Raw genomic sequence first — 14,398 nt, 5'->3', positions numbered from 1 at the left:
TACTCAACAATATTCCCATTCATCTGGAGCGTTGGAGTTCCTTCCCTCACACTCCTGTGGATGCCTTTTATACTTGTAACTCCTCCTAGTTGTAAAAAACCTACACCTGTCAGACGGGGGCACCGCCCCTACAAGATGGGGTTCAACAATTAGGGTTTTTAAGGTGTCGATTTCTTTGGTGCGCTGTACCCAATTTCTGACGGGGGGTAAGTTTTCTGGGAGGGGGAAAGTGCGATCGTTTTGGCCCTCTTGGGGGATATCTGCGATCGCGGCGGCTAAAAGTAATTCTGTTTTCTTGATATCATTGCGCTCGATAATATCTTCCCAGTTATTGATTCCTACAGCCTTGCAAATATCGATAAATGTTTCGCGTCGAATTCGGTTTTGCGCCCAAAACCTCCTTAAAGTGGCTTTTGAAGTTAGAGCGGCTTTGCACCAGGTATCCTCACTTTTATTCCATCCGAGATTGCGTCTTACCATGTCAATGATTTTTAGCCCTTCTTCAGATGCTCTGAGCAAGCCTGCCATTGCGACTCCTTTACGGAAATTCTGCCTTAGTAAATAATGTTACATGATTTGGTGAGCCCAGAAGTGAGCGAAATGAGCTAAATGAGCCTTTGATGTTGAGCCAAATGGTGAGCCGTTAAGCCTATACAGATTCAGGATTGTGGAGTATTGTGAAATGATGTGTATGGCTGTCAGCTACGTTTGACGGTGCATCTGGCGGGCGAGCGGGGATACAGCTTATCGGCTCTTGGGAGCAATGTAAAGTTTTGTTACAAGAATAGGGCGAACTGCATAAAAAGCAGAGGAAGGCCCTGATAGATATCTAGGAAGGCTTGCAAGGCGGGCTTTGCTGGTTTTGACGCAACTATATTTGTGAGGAGATGGGATTATGGTTAAGGTGAATTTCAATATATGGGGTAAGGAGAGAATAGTTCAATCTACTCCTAGCACACTGGGAGTAGATGATTCTGCATTAAGGTCTGCCAACCCAGTTGGGCTCCTTGATATCAATCAGCCATTTGGAACAACTGCCGATAAAAATACTTATGTAATCATTCATGGATTTCAGAACCAGGGTGGTAATCAAGTTGACACCGGTGGTAATCCAAATAATCAATTTACACCTGAAACGTGGATGTCAGAAAGGGCTAAGGCTCTTCGAGAACGAGACCCTGATGCTAATATCATTTTGGTAGACTGGGAAGACGGTTCTAAACCTCCACTGGGACTTCCACTGCTACCAGACCAAGTACCCCTCCTTAGTTTAAGCACTTATGATCGAGCTGCGTCTAACACCAGAGAAGTCGGAGATCAACTTGCTCAGTATCTAAAAGCACGGAATCTTGACCCAAACAAAATAGAGCTTATGGGTCACAGTTTAGGCGCTCATGTATCAGGTTTTGCTGGTGCTAAATATAAAGAACTCACAGGCAACGAACTAAATCGCATCACTGGTTTAGACCCAGCAGGGCCTAATTTTGAAACTAGAAACACCGGATTTAGGTCAGTACCTGGAGCAGAACCTGGAACAGTGATTAGCATCCCAGAAGTGGAGCCAGTTCCTCCAAGCGATCGCTTAGACCCAGGTGATGCTAAGAGAGTAGTGGTTATTCATACATCTAGCTTTCTGGGAAATGATTTGTTATTGGGAGAATTGGATTTTTTTGTTAATCAAAATAATTTTCTTCAACAGCCCGGAAACCTACCTGTTTTTGGTGCTATCGGCGGTAATCATGGCTACGCCAATGAACTGTATACACAGTTAATTAACGGAAATGTATTTCCTCAGTCAGATGGATCAAACTTCAACTATTTAAGGTTAAACTCTTCAGAAACTGGGAGAATTGATGTAGACACCACTAAAGTTTTCTTTGAAGGATCTACTTCCGGCACTTTTGACAACGGCGAAAATGAGAAAACTTTAGGAACTCCTGCGAGTGGAGACAGTGAAAGCTATGTGCGGTTTGACGGCAGGGGAAGTGACGGCAACGAATTTAGTGACGACCAGGAATTTAGTCAAGCCAAGGGAATTAGTACAGCCAGTGACATTCCTTTCAGCCTTGGCAATCTGACTTACCGCAATGGATTTACGTTTACGGGTTCTGAACCTGAAGGTGATTTCCCTCTCAATGTCACGCTGTCTCTCACTAATCCTGTACCTAGCGTGCAGACTTTTAATTTCTCATTTAACTTGACTGTTACAGCAAATACAACTGGCGATCCTGTTAAAGATGGAGATATTCTTCGCTTTTCTGATTCTGGCATTTCTCAACAGATAATTAGGTTCCCAGGTTCATTCGGGGTTTCAGGATATAGACTTGAGTTAGTAGGATTTTCGACGGATGATGGCCAAACAAAACTAGGGCGTTTTAACACTCCAGAACAACGTTTGTCTGATGCTCTATTGATTGGTAGAATTAAACCCGTATCTATTCTGGAAGAAGCAGCGGAAGGGACGCTTGAACAAATAGAAGGAACGACAGAGGCAATAAAACAGCTACCAGAGAATATAAAAAATAAGATAAAACAGACTGTTTTTGATTCTACTCTCAGAGTAGCAATTTTTAGTAGAGGCCTTTTAGATGGTTTATCTGCTAATGTGTCTAGCGTTCTTTCTCCGCCGCCACGAGTTGCCCAAAACTTACAAGCCTCAGCCGAGCAAAATTCAACTTTTCAGATTACTGAAGCAGTCATGGCTCAATATCCCGGAGGGATGCTGGGAACTGAAAATAACGATCGCATAATCGGCTCTTCCGTAACAGATGTGGTATTAGCTGCGGAGGGTGCTGACACTCTTGAAGGTGCTGCTGGTGGCGATTACTTGCTGGGAGGAAAAGGTGACGATCGCATTTTAGGAGAGGATGGTAAGGACATTCTCGCTGGCAATAAAGGTAATGATTTCGTCTCAGGAGGGGTTGGAGATGATTTAGTGAGGGGAGGAAAAGGCAACGATCAGATATTTGGCGATGATGGAGAAGATATCTTAATCGGTGAAAGAGGAACTGATCGCCTGACTGGTGGAGGTGGAAGTGATATTTTTATCTTGAGAACAGACACAGGTACAGAAGAAACTAATCCTGCTACTGCTGATTGGTTAATGGACTTCAATGCTAGCGAGGGCGATATAATTGGCATCAATGGAGGCGTACCCATAGACATTCTCACCTTCACCCCTACTGATGTGAATCAAGATGGTATTGCTGACACCATTATTCAATACACAGAAACCAGTGAAATTTTTGGTGTCTATACAAATATCTTTGGTGTCGTCATCAACACACCGCCAGATATTGTGAAAAGTTCCTCGTTCAGTATACCCTTGAACGACCCAATCACCCAGATAGGAATGCTGTAGGAAAGTCGCGCAATAGTTCAGTCACAGCAAAATTAAGAAGTGCGATCGCCCTTGCTCCATCTGCGTTCATCCCCGTTCATCTGCCTTCATCTGCGGTTGCTAAAAACTGCCATCGCCCTTACGACAAAAAGCGCGATCGTCCTTCCCATACTCATGCTCTTGATTCGACGGTGGGGATAACTTGAATTAGCCCCGCGTGAAAGGCTGTGTCGTAGGTAATAACTGGCAAATTTTCGAGTTCAGCTTGTGCCATAATCATCCGGTCAAAGGGGTCGCGGTGGGCAATGGGCAGGCGGCCAGCGCGGAGGGCATGAGCTGAAGTTATAGCTAGTTCGATAAATTTGGCTCGGTGGAGGATTTGCGAATATTCCTCCACAATCTGTTTGGCTTCGGGAAGTTTACCGATGCGATATTTGGTGGCTATTTCCCAAGCGGAAACAGTGCTAACAATGATATTAAAATCGGGGTTGCGAACGATCTCGCGGCATTGGGCATTGAGTTTGGGGTCATCAAAGAGCCACCACAGCAGGATATGGGTGTCGATAAGGTAGCTTATTCCCATTTTTCCAGTTCCTCTTCTGGCAGGGGTTCAAAAAAAGCATCACCGAGTTCTCCCGTCAGTAAACCAGGGGTGCGGGGCTGTGGCTGTTCCCGTCCTAATCCGAGGCGAAAATAGTGAATCAAATCATAGATTTCTGCGAGTTTGTCTTCGGGGATGTCTTGTAATTCTTGAACGATTTTCTGAATTAGCATAAATCAAATTCTCTGATGGTTGCTGGTTAATCGATCGGGCTACAAGGGTTGCGGCTTTGTCTATTATGGCTCATTCTACAGAGGTCTAAGTCGGCGACGGGCGGCGGCGATCGCCCTTAATCCCTCCGCGTTCATCCGCCTTCATCTGCGGTGCTAAAAAGTGCGATCGCCCTTTATCAAAAAAAGTGCGATCGCCCCTTTCAAATCCTAACCAGAAATCACCTCACTCAAAAGATGAGCCTGAGAACCCTCAAGTCGAGGCCCATGAATCTGCACCACCCTAGAAGCCAAGAAATTGCCCCAGCGAGCCGCTTGTGCAGAACTCAAACCATTAGTAATTCCAAACAAAACACCGCCCGCAAAAGCATCCCCGGCACCCACAGTATCGCTCGCCTTTACCGGAAATCCAGCCACATCAACAATCTGTTTGTTCTCCACCACCATGCAGCCTTTATCCCCATTAGTGATAAAAGCCAAATCCGAAATCTCGCTCATTTTCCGAGCGCACTCTTCCAGAGATTCCTCCTTAAAAAAGCTCCGAACTTCATCAGCATTGCAAAAAATTACATCGCAATATTCCGAAACCACCTTGTGAAAATCATCAGCAAATCGATCGACTAAAAACCCATCCGAAAAAGTAAAAGCCACCTTCACACCCAGACGCTTAGACTGTTCCATCGTCTCAATGCTAGCCTTTCTCGGATCGGGAGCATCCCAAAGATAGCCCTCAACATAACTGTACTTGCAGTGAGCCAGCCGATCGACATCAATATCAGTCGCAGCCAGAGTAGTAGAAACCCCCAGATTAGTACACATCGTGCGTTCCGCATCCGGCGTAGTCAGCACAACACAAGTACCCGTGGGTTCCTTCGACGACTCAGCAGGATGCACATTAAAATCAATCCCCGCCGCCAGCAAATCTTGCCGATAAAATTCGCCGTTAGTATCCTTAGCAACCTTCCCCGAATAATACGCTTTACCGCCGCTTTGAGCCAAACCAATCATGGTATTTGCCGCCGAACCGCCCGATCGCATTTGCAGCGAATTGTGCTCTAAATCGTGCAAAATCCCCCCCTGGGTTTCCGAATTCATCAGCGTCATCCCGCCGCGATTCAGCCCGTGGCCGAGTACAAATTCATCTTCCACCAATGCTAGGATGTCTACTAGGGCATTGCCTACGCCAAACACATCCACCGAACGGGAATCTTGATTGTTTTCTGTCATCAGTAATTTTTGGTTTACACTAATTATCAACTTTATAATAAATCGACTTCAACTCAACATCTATTTTCTTTAATTTATCTTTATCTAAATCCCCCATCCCAAATCGCTCTAATCCAAAATCCCAAATCCCAAATCTAAAATCGATATGACTGATACTTGTCTCCCACCTCTGATTCAGCAAATGTTGCAGCCCGGGTTTTACCCGCACCGGGTGACAGAACCAGTGCAGCTAATTCAGACTCACGCTTCCTTTGTTTTGCTGACCGGAGATTATACTTACAAAATCAAGAAACCCGTCAATTTTGGCTTTTTGGACTATTCTACTTTGGAGAAACGGCAGCATTTCTGCAACGAAGAATTGCTGCTGAACCGACGCACTGCACCGGAAATTTATCTAGAAGTTTTGCCAATTGTTAAAACGGGCAATTCTTTTCACTTGGGCAGCAACTTACCTGCTATAACTTCTGGCGATATTGCTGTAGAATACGTGCTGAAAATGCGAGAATTTCCTCAAGATTCGCTCTTGCTTAGTTTGTTGGAGCGCGGACTGTTGACCGAGCAACTTATGGCAGACTTAGGGCGGGAAGTTGCCAATTTTCACAGCACGGCAATTAGTAATAGCTACATTCGCCGATTTGGCGAAGTCAGTCAGATTCGCACAGCCATAGACAACAATTACCTGATTTCGCAAAAATATATCGGCGGACCGCAGACTCAGAGACAATATCAGGAAACTAAAGATTATACTGATGGGTTTTTTGCGGAAAATCAAGAGTTATTTAATCTGCGTATTGCCAATAATAAAATTCGCGAGTGTCACGGAGATTTGCACTTGCGGAATATAGCATTCTGGCAAGATAAAATATTGCTGTTCGACTGCATTGAATTTAACGATCCTTTCCGCTTTGTTGATGTCATGTACGATGTCGCTTTTACAGTAATGGATTTGGAATCGCGGGGGCGCAGAGACTTGGGCAATGCTTTTCTCAATACTTACATTGAACAAACAGGGGATTGGGAAGGGCTGCAACTGTTGCCTCTGTATTTGAGCCGTCAAGCTTATGTTAGAGCGAAAGTAACTTCGTTAATGTTGGACGATGCCGCTATTTCAACAGCCCAAAAAGCAGAGATTTCACAGACTGCCGCTCATTACTATAAACTGGCTTGGCAATACACACAACCGCACCGGGGAAAGTTAACTTTGATGTCTGGTTTGTCGGGTTCTGGCAAGAGTACAGCAGCTCGATATTTGGCTCGCCACACTGGGGCAATTCATATTCGATCCGATGCTGTTCGCAAACATTTAGGCGGAATTCCTTTAAATGAACGCGGGGGGCAAAATTTGTACTCGGATGAAATGACGGCACAGACTTATGGTAGATTGTTAGAGTTGGGGATAATTCTGGCTGACCGAGGTTGGGATGTGATTTTAGATGCAAAGTTCGATCGCCAAAACTTGAGAACGGATGCGATTAATCAGGCTCAATCCCACGGCTTGCCCCTGCAAATTATTTACTGCACCGCACCAATTGAAATATTGCGAGAACGACTGCAACAGCGCCGGGGCGATATTGCCGACGCGACAGCCGAACTATTGAGTTCGCAGCAAGCAGCTTTTGAACCTTTTACAGAATTAGAGCAAATTTCTGTAACGATTGTAGATACCGCGCAAGAGTTAGAGGTACAATTAAACGTGATTTGTGGGGAGTAGTTGCAGAGCGATCACCCTTGGCAATTTGATTGTCTGCTAATATTGTCAATATCTTTCTGTATTATTAAAAACAAAACTTACAGCTCATGCCAAAATTTACCGGAGACTCCAAGGGGTTTAGCCCCGCGCTGATATGGTTTGTGTTGTTTACCGTTGGGTTTCGCTTAGTAGGATGTACGCTGGTCCTGAGTCTCGGCTTGGGTGTCATCGGTGGCGTGGCAGCCGGTTTAATTGTCGCTTGGTGGCACAACGAATTACTACTCAACCCGAATATGAATTCCAAGGACAAAACCTCAGATGCTATCGTCAATAAAGAAGTAGTGCAAAGGGACGCCCATAAATATAGCAAAACCTCTAGGGGTGATGCTGCTACATTGTTTGGCTGGTTATCTGGACCAGAGGATCGTCGCTAGCACCGAAAATAGTTTTGAGTATTGAGTTGTAAGCTTTAAGTTAAAGAGTTCATAATTCACAACTCTCTACTAAAAATTAACCACTCCCGCCACTTAAATTACTAATTACAGATTAGCGACTAACGATCGTTCATTTCCAATTACCCATTACTGCTAACGAGCAATTTGAATTACTTGCTTAATGTTTGTATTTCTATCGAAACTCCTGCCGCTGTTTATTTATCCTTTGGGGTTGAGTTGCCTGTTAATGATGGCGGCTTTAATAACACTTTGGAAGCGTCCCAAATGGGCGGCGGCGCCAATTGCTGCGGCTTTAATTATTTTACTCCTCGGAAGTAGCGGTTGGGTTTCAAAATCGTTAGTTCGATCGCTCGAATGGCAAAACTTACCAACCGCCGAACTCCCTCAAGCTGAAGCGATTATCGTCTTGGGCGGCGGTGTCAAAGCAGCTTTACCTCCCCGTCCTTGGGTAGAATTAGCGGAAGCGGGCGATCGAATAATCTACGGTTCCCGACTTTACCGGCAAGGCAAAGCTTCCTTGCTAATTCTCAGCGGCGGTAGAGTAGATTGGAAAGGCGGCGGGTCTCCCGAATCGGCAGACATGGCAGAAATTGCCCAAACAATGGGTGTACCGGCATCAGCAATTCTGCAAGACCCCGATTCACACAACACTTATCAAAATGCTGTCAACGTGCGGAAAATTTTAGATGCTAAAGGCATAAAAGGGCCGGTTTTGCTAGTGACATCGGCGATGCACATGACTCGATCGCTCTTAATTTTCCAGCGTCAGGGAATAAAAGCTATTGCGGCACCAACAGACTTTCAGATCACGCAGCAGGATATCGCAGCATCCGAAAGCAATTGGCAAGCAGTCGCACTGGATTTATTGCCGGATACTTATCAGTTAAACCAGTCAACTAAAGCTTTGAAAGAATACATCGGCTTAATCGTTTATCGGTTGCGGGGATGGCTTTAACAGAATTTTAGATTTGGGATTTCGGATGAAAGAATTTAAGTAGTCTCAACCGTGAAGTCACTTCCCAAATCCAAAATTGATTCAGTGTGCTAGCTTAAAGTTATTAAAGCCAATATTAGCCACACTCGCCCCCAAACAATCATGCTGCCCCACGAGTTGCAAAACATTGCCCCAGAACCGACTCCCGCGGCCGAAATTTTTCAGAGACACCAAATTGTCCGCGAGTTTTACGATGAAATTAAGTACCGTCAAGAACTAGAACTTCACTGCCAGTGGTATTACGCTACAGCCAAGCAGCATCAGCAGGAATTGCAGAAAATGCAGGGAGATTGGAATATTTTAGGTTGGTTTAGCCGCAGACGGTCGAAAAATTAAGGGTTAAATAAAAAAGAGGGTTGGTAGTAAGGAGTTTAGTCCCCCCATCGACTAAAAGCTACAGAAAAAACTGAAGTCCTCACTACAAACTTTACAACCGGTATATGACTCCCGCCCAAAAACGGATACTTGCTTTCCGACAGGAGTCGCGGTCAGCGCAAAATTTTAGACCTTAGTTCCAGCTTCCAGATTCATCTGTGGAGTAAATCTAAAATCTAAAATCTAAAATCTAAAATCGACTGACCGGATTTGATATTGTCTTTGACATCGGGCTTCTACTTTGGATACAGCTAGACTTCCGAAGATATCAATTCGACCTCATCCTCTTTCAGGTGAGCTCGAAATTTTTTGTCAAATTGTACTAGAATCGGCCAATTAGCACTGACAGGTCTGCCGTGCCATTCGTGAACGATCGCCACGACTTCTCCTTCCATACCCTTAATATCAAATGGTTGACTGCGATTTTCAGGGTGGTGGTAGACAACAACAGAGTTTTTAATGCAAACGCGATCGCCAACTTTCATAGACTTATATTTAGTGTTCTCTCTTCAAAACTCTGCAAAGCCTACGGGTGCTTAACACTTGTAGGCTTTGCCGACAGTCTTCTTATCTTCCCACAAGTAGAGCGAAAACTTAAACAAAGTTGGCGGTTCCCTGTCGCTGCTTCGATCCCCAGGCGCGATCCACGTAAGCGGAAATGTTGATCGATTCTCGCTTGATCCTGCAGGCCCGATCGGCTTTTAAAGCTCGATCGGGCGGATTCTCAAGGGCGGGAATTGATTTGGCTAATCAGGAAACTATTTACTTAACTGATTTAACCAACACTCAACATCAACGGCCAAGGTTTGGCCCAACTCTAGCAACTGCCGGATCGAAGACAAGTCCCAGCCGGCGCCGGAACCTGCAATCCCCAAGGCAACGGCAGCGACCACACTGTCGCCCTCCGAGGCATCTTGCAGTTGCAGCCAGCCCAAACACAGAGGCACAATTTGACTGTACAGAGAATCGAAATACAGTTCCTGCGATCGATCCAGACACAAACCCAGACTCAGCCGATCGCCCACCGCAATCAAACGCTCGATCGTGCGGATATCAGCTTCTAAAGTGACAGGCGAGCGATCCTCCATGCCCGATCCAGCTTGCAGCAGCGTGTCTAGCGATCGCCAAACCAGCTTTTCCAAAATTTCCTTGACTTCGGGAACGTTCAACCGACAGCGGAGATGGCCGCTTTCAGTGGCGATCGCCTCAATTTCGGCCAGCAGCGGTTCCACATCCTCCGTTTCCACTTCCAGGGCCTTGGCCGCCGTCAAACAGCGGTGTCCCAAAGCCACCTCAGCAGCCACCTGCAACTCTACGGGCACCTGCAGATCGTCGCGGTGGAACGCCATCATCACCCCGTAATTTTCCCGGTAAACCTGAGTGTAAAGCTGATCCAACCGAGTCAAATTTTCCTGACTCAGCAACTGCACGATCCGGTGGCGTTCCTCAGCAAATAAATCCCGCAAGCTAAAGGACTGATCCCCAAACAGTCGCACCATCTCCAGAATCGCGTGGGACGCCGAAGCTTCTTGCATAACTCCAAACAACCGCTCTTTGAGCATAGTGTAAGACCGGCGGCTGCCAAAAGGCTGAATGCAGCAGTGGAAGTCCCAGCCGCCGAGGTGCAACGCAGCAAACACAAAAATCTCTGTTTCCCGCGTAATTTCCGAGGTTAACTCCAATTGACCCACAGCCAGAGTCATCGATCCCATGCGCTGAATTTGGAAATCTTCCTGCTGGGCCTGATAGCAGTAAAGTCGCTCTTCGCGGGAAAATTTGGCAAACAAAGAACTGATTGCGTAATGCGCGGCCACTTGTTTGAGACTAATTTGGGCTGTCACCACCAGTTGGCGGTAAACTTCTGCCCCTGTTTTAAAACAGTCAACGTTGCTGGGTACGAGGGCTAGTCGATCGACAAAATCCTTTTCTAGCTGGATGCCGGTAACTTCCCCCGCCAATTCCAGCGCCCGGGCCGCGTAGCGCAGAATTTGTACGCCTTCTGGCCGCGAGATTTCTTCAAAAAACCAGCCGCAGCTAGTGAACATTAACAGGGTGTGGCGCTGCATTTCCAGCAGTCGCAGGGCGTCCACCTGTTCGGAGGCATCGAGGGGGCGCACTTGATGGCGTTGGAGGAAACTCTCAACGTTAGTGGGCGATCGATCCCGGATGACCTCAATATATTCATCTCTGGCTTTCCAGGGATCGCTCAACAGCTTGCGCCCCGCTTCTTCGTAAATGGGAATCAGTCGATCGCGCAGCCAATTCAGAGTATCCCGCAGAGGGCGGCGCCATTTGAGGTGCCATCCGCCGCCACCACCGCAGCCGCAATCATCTTGCCAGCGATCGACCCCGTGAGAACAACTCCAGGCCGTCACCGGTTTGAGTTCAACTTCCCAAGCGCTGGGATTTTGACTTAAATAATGAGCAAAATTCGTCACCGTCCAGCCTCGGCGGGGAAACTCTTCTGTGAAGGCGTAGGCGAGGCATTTTTCCGTACTGTGTTTGTGGTGGCCGAAAGTTTCACCGTCCGTCGCCACGCAGATTAATTGAGCCGGTCGGTGGTCTCCGCGCACTGCTTGACCCAAGCGCCCGGCCAAGTGGTGGCTGCTGCTGAGAACGTCATTGAAGCCCATATCTCGCGAGATCGGGCCATCGTAGAAAAAGATATCGATGTACGGAGTGTTGGTAGTTGGGGCTGCAGAATTTTGGGAGTGCTGGCGGCCAAAATAGTGAGTGCTCAGCGGCGAGAGTTGGTGGTCAGTCATCAATCGCATTTCTGGTTTCAAATAGCAGCGGTACGGGCGAGTCGGATCGATTTGACCCCCGCCGACTTCGTGCCATTCGGAATTATGCCCTGGTTCCCCTTCGTGGTTTTGCCCGATTAGCGGGCGGCAGCGTTCGGCTTGGGAGGGGGCTAAGACAATGAAGCGGATGCCTTCAGCGACTAAAACTTCGAGGGTTGCGTAGTCTACGGCGGTTTCGGCGAGCCACATTCCTTCGGGATCGCGATTGAACCGGGAGCGGAAATCTGCGATCCCCCAGCGAATTTGGGTGTATTTGTCTCGCTCGTTAGCGAGGGGCATGATGATGTGATTGTAGACTTGGGCGATCGCGTTGCCGTGACCGTTGAGCCGCTGACAGCTTTTGCGATCGGCTTCCAGAATCCGCTGGTAGACTTCCGGGTCGTAGCGTTCGAGCCAGCTCATCAGGGTGGGTCCGATGTTGAAGCTCATATACTCGTAGTTGTTGACGATCCCCGCGACTTCGCCGCGATCGTTGAGTATGCGGGCAAAGGCGTTCGGGCGGTAGCACTCCTTGTCAATGCGTTCGTTCCAGTCATGGAAAGGAGAGGCGCTGGCTTGGCGTTCGATCGCGTCCAGGTAAGGGTTTTCCCGGGGCGGCTGGTAAAAGTGACCGTGAACCGTCACGCAGACCCCAGTTGCAGCAGCCACGCTGGTTTGGGTTGCAGCCGTTACGGTTGGCGAAGACAAAGGCAGCACATCGGATTGAGTAGTAGAAATCGAAACCATGCGGGCAAATCCTCACTCAAGTAGTTAAAGACAATAAAACGAGCCTAATTAGAAACTGAAACCTTACGCAGCAAGAGTTACAGCTAGGCATCTGTTAGGACTAAATTTGGCTGACAAGTTTTGATACATTTGTAGTATTGCGAGCAAAGCATTCGTTCCAAGATGCCAACCGTCGATCCCTGGTTTTTTTGCCAATGCTTTGCTGTTGAAAGACTTAAAAAAGGTAGCTTTTGCTGCTTTTTCGCACTTGCGACCCCTTTCGGGTTTGTGCTTGCAGGGCTGCTCATTGAGAGTTTGATTTACATAGCTGGATTTTAAAGTCTTATTCAGTAAATAGCAAGTTTTCGCCGGAAAGATTTAATTTTTGGCAATAAATCTTGGCGGTTGTGGGTATCGGTTTAATGCCCGATAAATTTATAGAGTAAGAGTTTTGCCCGAGTTTCGCATCATACTTTAGGTGCTTTTTACCTAAGTTCTGGAGAAGTTAGGCCAGTTGGGTTAGGGCGGGGCAGATTTGCTGCAAATGTACTTTCCAGAAGAGTTGTAACACTGGTGCGGTGTCAAAAGGCAACAAAAAAGCAAAACGGTAAGTGTTAAGTTTTAACTCCTGAGAGGTATGTGAGGGCGGAGGCGGAGGCATTGGAGGATGAGGAGGGTTTGGACGAGAAGATGCTGCATTTGACGGCGAAGTTGGAGAGGCAATTTGCCGAGAGTGCCAAGTTAGAGGCGATGATTCGGGAAAATCTGCCGAGGGTGGAGTTATGGGAATTGAGGAATTGCTGAAGTCCAAGCGCTCCGATATCCTGAGAATTGCTACACCCAGGCGCGTTAAATGTGCGCGTTTTTGGTTCGGTTGCCAGGGGTGAAGCAACAGCAGATAGCGAGGTGGATTTTTTAGTATAATTGGAACCAAAACGCACGTTTTAAGCAATATTAAAGAATATATTGAGCGGATTTAGTCTTACGAAATCTGGGAAAAGACGCCGAAAGAATTGTATAGGAGACAATCTAATGCCAGAGCTCAGCCGATTTTTAGGCATCATCATCACGATGTACTATAACGACCACCCGCCCCCGCACTTTCATGCCCGCTACAATGAACAAAAAGCCATCATTGATATCGAAACCCTCTCAATCCTAGAAGGCAAACTTTCCCCTCGCATCTTAGGATTAGTTGTAGAGTGGGCTGCCCTTCATCAAACAGAGCTCATGCAAAACTGGCAACTTGCCAGACTTCAAATACCCTTAGAACCTATTGCCCCTTTGGAATAAACAATGCTCAAAGATATTTGCTCAGTTAAACCATTAGAAAACTATCAACTTCACCTCAAATTTGAAGATAACCAAGAGGGAGTAGTTGACATTAGCCAATTAATCGAATTTACCGGAATCTTCGCCCCCCTGCAAGACTTGACTTACTTTAACCAAGTTAAACTAAATCCAGAATGGGGGACAATTTACTGGGAAAATGGAGCCGATTTAGACCCCGATGTTCTCTACTCCATTGTCACCAACCAACCGATACAAATCAAGGAAACCATAACCAACATGATGTAATTTTATCTAGGATCTAAAACCAAACAGGTTAACAAGAATAATCGCTACGTAAAAAGTGGACATCAACCAACAAAAAGAACAATTCAGCAACGTCTACCTGCAAGCTGTCACCACCGTTGCCGGCTATTCCGTCTACAAACCTTCCGTAGACGATGACAGCGTAGACTGGGGAGTATGTGCCAAAGGCGGGACAGGCCCCATTAGAGCACCTCGCTTAGAATTGCAGTTAAAATCTACATCAAGTGATATCCAAGACGATAACTCCATCTGCTACCCCCTCAAGCTCAAAAACTACAACGACTTAAGAATGGATAACTTCGCCCTTCCCCGAATTTTAGTTGTCGTTCTGGGGGGGTGACAACCAGCCTGAAACCCAGAGGTGGTGAGGATTGAGCCCATGTGTGCTAAAAAAAGATAGGCAGCATAATTGTTACACGCTTGCCTATCCCAAAAATAATG

16 protein-coding genes are annotated in these 14,398 nt (G+C 46.8%); 10 read left to right on the top strand and 6 right to left on the bottom strand.

The window, feature by feature from the left end; genetic code table 11:
* Positions 1 to 3: 3 nt before the first annotated feature.
* Positions 4 to 528, bottom strand: a complete 525-nt coding sequence (locus NDI35_RS29040) for a hypothetical protein (RefSeq protein ID WP_445315728.1) — start codon at positions 526 to 528, stop codon at positions 4 to 6.
* A 367-nt stretch (positions 529 to 895) separates the two neighbouring features.
* Here NDI35_RS29040 and NDI35_RS29035 point away from each other — a divergent pair, with 367 nt between their 5' ends.
* A complete protein-coding gene (locus NDI35_RS29035; RefSeq protein ID WP_445315727.1) occupies positions 896 to 3,361 on the top strand; it encodes a choice-of-anchor K domain-containing protein in 2,466 nt (821 codons plus the stop codon).
* Between the two features lie 151 nt (positions 3,362 to 3,512).
* Here NDI35_RS29035 and NDI35_RS29030 read toward each other — a convergent pair whose 3' ends face one another.
* The 3 genes from NDI35_RS29030 to NDI35_RS29020 all read right to left on the bottom strand — a co-directional run bounded on the left by NDI35_RS29030 (position 3,513) and on the right by NDI35_RS29020 (position 5,338).
* Positions 3,513 to 3,923 carry a type II toxin-antitoxin system VapC family toxin gene (locus NDI35_RS29030; RefSeq protein ID WP_445315726.1) on the bottom strand — a complete coding sequence of 137 codons (411 nt, stop codon included), beginning with the start codon at positions 3,921 to 3,923 and terminating at the stop codon, positions 3,513 to 3,515.
* Positions 3,914 to 4,114 (bottom strand): hypothetical protein, encoded by a 201-nt coding sequence (locus NDI35_RS29025; protein WP_333138235.1) that lies wholly within the window; start codon positions 4,112 to 4,114, stop codon positions 3,914 to 3,916. The genes NDI35_RS29030 and NDI35_RS29025 overlap by 10 nt, the downstream gene beginning before the upstream one ends.
* Before the next feature lie 207 nt (positions 4,115 to 4,321).
* Entirely contained in the window at positions 4,322 to 5,338 is a 1,017-nt protein-coding gene (locus tag NDI35_RS29020) for an adenosine kinase (protein WP_445315725.1), read from the bottom strand.
* Positions 5,339 to 5,483: 145 nt separating this feature from the next.
* On the opposite strand from NDI35_RS29020, the gene NDI35_RS29015 reads away from it, so the two are divergent.
* The 4 genes from NDI35_RS29015 (at position 5,484) to NDI35_RS29000 (ending at position 8,813) form a co-directional block, all read left to right on the top strand.
* Positions 5,484 to 7,049, top strand: a complete 1,566-nt coding sequence (locus NDI35_RS29015) for a bifunctional aminoglycoside phosphotransferase/ATP-binding protein (protein WP_445315724.1) — start codon at positions 5,484 to 5,486, stop codon at positions 7,047 to 7,049.
* Between the two features lie 86 nt (positions 7,050 to 7,135).
* Entirely contained in the window at positions 7,136 to 7,462 is a 327-nt protein-coding gene (locus NDI35_RS29010; protein ID WP_333180071.1) for a hypothetical protein, read from the top strand.
* 181 nt (positions 7,463 to 7,643) lie between these two features.
* On the top strand, positions 7,644 to 8,438 hold the full coding sequence (locus NDI35_RS29005; protein WP_445315723.1) for a YdcF family protein: 795 nt from the start codon (positions 7,644 to 7,646) through the stop codon (positions 8,436 to 8,438).
* Between the two features lie 141 nt (positions 8,439 to 8,579).
* A complete protein-coding gene (locus tag NDI35_RS29000) occupies positions 8,580 to 8,813 on the top strand; it encodes a hypothetical protein (RefSeq protein WP_333035767.1) in 234 nt (77 codons plus the stop codon).
* 290 nt (positions 8,814 to 9,103) lie between these two features.
* Here the strand turns inward: NDI35_RS29000 and NDI35_RS28995 are convergent, their stop codons facing one another.
* Together NDI35_RS28995 and NDI35_RS28990 are read right to left on the bottom strand one after the other, a co-directional pair.
* On the bottom strand, positions 9,104 to 9,337 hold the full coding sequence (locus NDI35_RS28995; protein WP_006635793.1) for a ferredoxin-thioredoxin reductase variable chain: 234 nt from the start codon (positions 9,335 to 9,337) through the stop codon (positions 9,104 to 9,106).
* A gap of 273 nt (positions 9,338 to 9,610) precedes the next feature.
* Complete coding sequence (locus NDI35_RS28990) at positions 9,611 to 12,382, bottom strand: DUF3536 domain-containing protein (RefSeq protein WP_445315722.1); 2,772 nt, start codon at positions 12,380 to 12,382, stop codon at positions 9,611 to 9,613.
* 618 nt (positions 12,383 to 13,000) lie between these two features.
* Between NDI35_RS28990 and NDI35_RS28985 the strand changes: the two genes are divergently transcribed.
* The 5 genes from NDI35_RS28985 to NDI35_RS28965 all read left to right on the top strand — a co-directional run bounded on the left by NDI35_RS28985 (position 13,001) and on the right by NDI35_RS28965 (position 14,297).
* Positions 13,001 to 13,165 (top strand): hypothetical protein, encoded by a 165-nt coding sequence (locus tag NDI35_RS28985; protein WP_445315721.1) that lies wholly within the window; start codon positions 13,001 to 13,003, stop codon positions 13,163 to 13,165.
* Between the two features lie 51 nt (positions 13,166 to 13,216).
* On the top strand, positions 13,217 to 13,285 hold the full coding sequence (locus NDI35_RS28980) for a nucleotidyltransferase domain-containing protein (RefSeq protein WP_445315729.1): 69 nt from the start codon (positions 13,217 to 13,219) through the stop codon (positions 13,283 to 13,285).
* 108 nt (positions 13,286 to 13,393) lie between these two features.
* On the top strand, positions 13,394 to 13,654 hold the full coding sequence (locus tag NDI35_RS28975; protein ID WP_445315720.1) for a DUF4160 domain-containing protein: 261 nt from the start codon (positions 13,394 to 13,396) through the stop codon (positions 13,652 to 13,654).
* Positions 13,655 to 13,657: 3 nt separating this feature from the next.
* Positions 13,658 to 13,939, top strand: a complete 282-nt coding sequence (locus tag NDI35_RS28970; RefSeq protein WP_445315719.1) for a DUF2442 domain-containing protein — start codon at positions 13,658 to 13,660, stop codon at positions 13,937 to 13,939.
* Positions 13,940 to 13,994: 55 nt separating this feature from the next.
* Positions 13,995 to 14,297: a DUF4365 domain-containing protein gene (locus tag NDI35_RS28965; protein WP_445315718.1), complete on the top strand. Its 303-nt coding sequence runs from the start codon at positions 13,995 to 13,997 to the stop codon at positions 14,295 to 14,297.
* The last annotated feature ends 101 nt before the right edge of the window (positions 14,298 to 14,398 follow it).

This window comes from Microcoleus vaginatus FACHB-2002, from assembly GCF_040004035.1.
GTDB lineage: Bacteria > Cyanobacteriota > Cyanobacteriia > Cyanobacteriales > Microcoleaceae > Microcoleus > Microcoleus vaginatus_C.
The sequence above is the reverse complement of the archived record's forward strand: the minus strand, read 5'-3'. Positions and strand labels throughout refer to the sequence as shown.

Excerpts from the sequence above, each read along its gene's own strand:
- NDI35_RS29040 (WP_445315728.1), bottom strand. The coding sequence starts at position 528 with ATGGCAGGCTTGCTCAGAGCATCTGAAGAAGGGCTAAAAATCATTGAC.
- NDI35_RS29035 (WP_445315727.1), top strand. The coding sequence starts at position 896 with ATGGTTAAGGTGAATTTCAATATATGGGGTAAGGAGAGAATAGTTCAA.
- NDI35_RS29030 (WP_445315726.1), bottom strand. The coding sequence starts at position 3,923 with ATGGGAATAAGCTACCTTATCGACACCCATATCCTGCTGTGGTGGCTC.
- NDI35_RS29025 (WP_333138235.1), bottom strand. The coding sequence starts at position 4,114 with ATGCTAATTCAGAAAATCGTTCAAGAATTACAAGACATCCCCGAAGAC.
- NDI35_RS29020 (WP_445315725.1), bottom strand. The coding sequence starts at position 5,338 with ATGACAGAAAACAATCAAGATTCCCGTTCGGTGGATGTGTTTGGCGTA.
- NDI35_RS29015 (WP_445315724.1), top strand. The coding sequence starts at position 5,484 with ATGACTGATACTTGTCTCCCACCTCTGATTCAGCAAATGTTGCAGCCC.
- NDI35_RS29010 (WP_333180071.1), top strand. The coding sequence starts at position 7,136 with ATGCCAAAATTTACCGGAGACTCCAAGGGGTTTAGCCCCGCGCTGATA.
- NDI35_RS29005 (WP_445315723.1), top strand. The coding sequence starts at position 7,644 with ATGTTTGTATTTCTATCGAAACTCCTGCCGCTGTTTATTTATCCTTTG.
- NDI35_RS29000 (WP_333035767.1), top strand. The coding sequence starts at position 8,580 with ATGCTGCCCCACGAGTTGCAAAACATTGCCCCAGAACCGACTCCCGCG.
- NDI35_RS28995 (WP_006635793.1), bottom strand. The coding sequence starts at position 9,337 with ATGAAAGTTGGCGATCGCGTTTGCATTAAAAACTCTGTTGTTGTCTAC.
- NDI35_RS28990 (WP_445315722.1), bottom strand. The coding sequence starts at position 12,382 with ATGGTTTCGATTTCTACTACTCAATCCGATGTGCTGCCTTTGTCTTCG.
- NDI35_RS28975 (WP_445315720.1), top strand. The coding sequence starts at position 13,394 with ATGCCAGAGCTCAGCCGATTTTTAGGCATCATCATCACGATGTACTAT.
- NDI35_RS28970 (WP_445315719.1), top strand. The coding sequence starts at position 13,658 with ATGCTCAAAGATATTTGCTCAGTTAAACCATTAGAAAACTATCAACTT.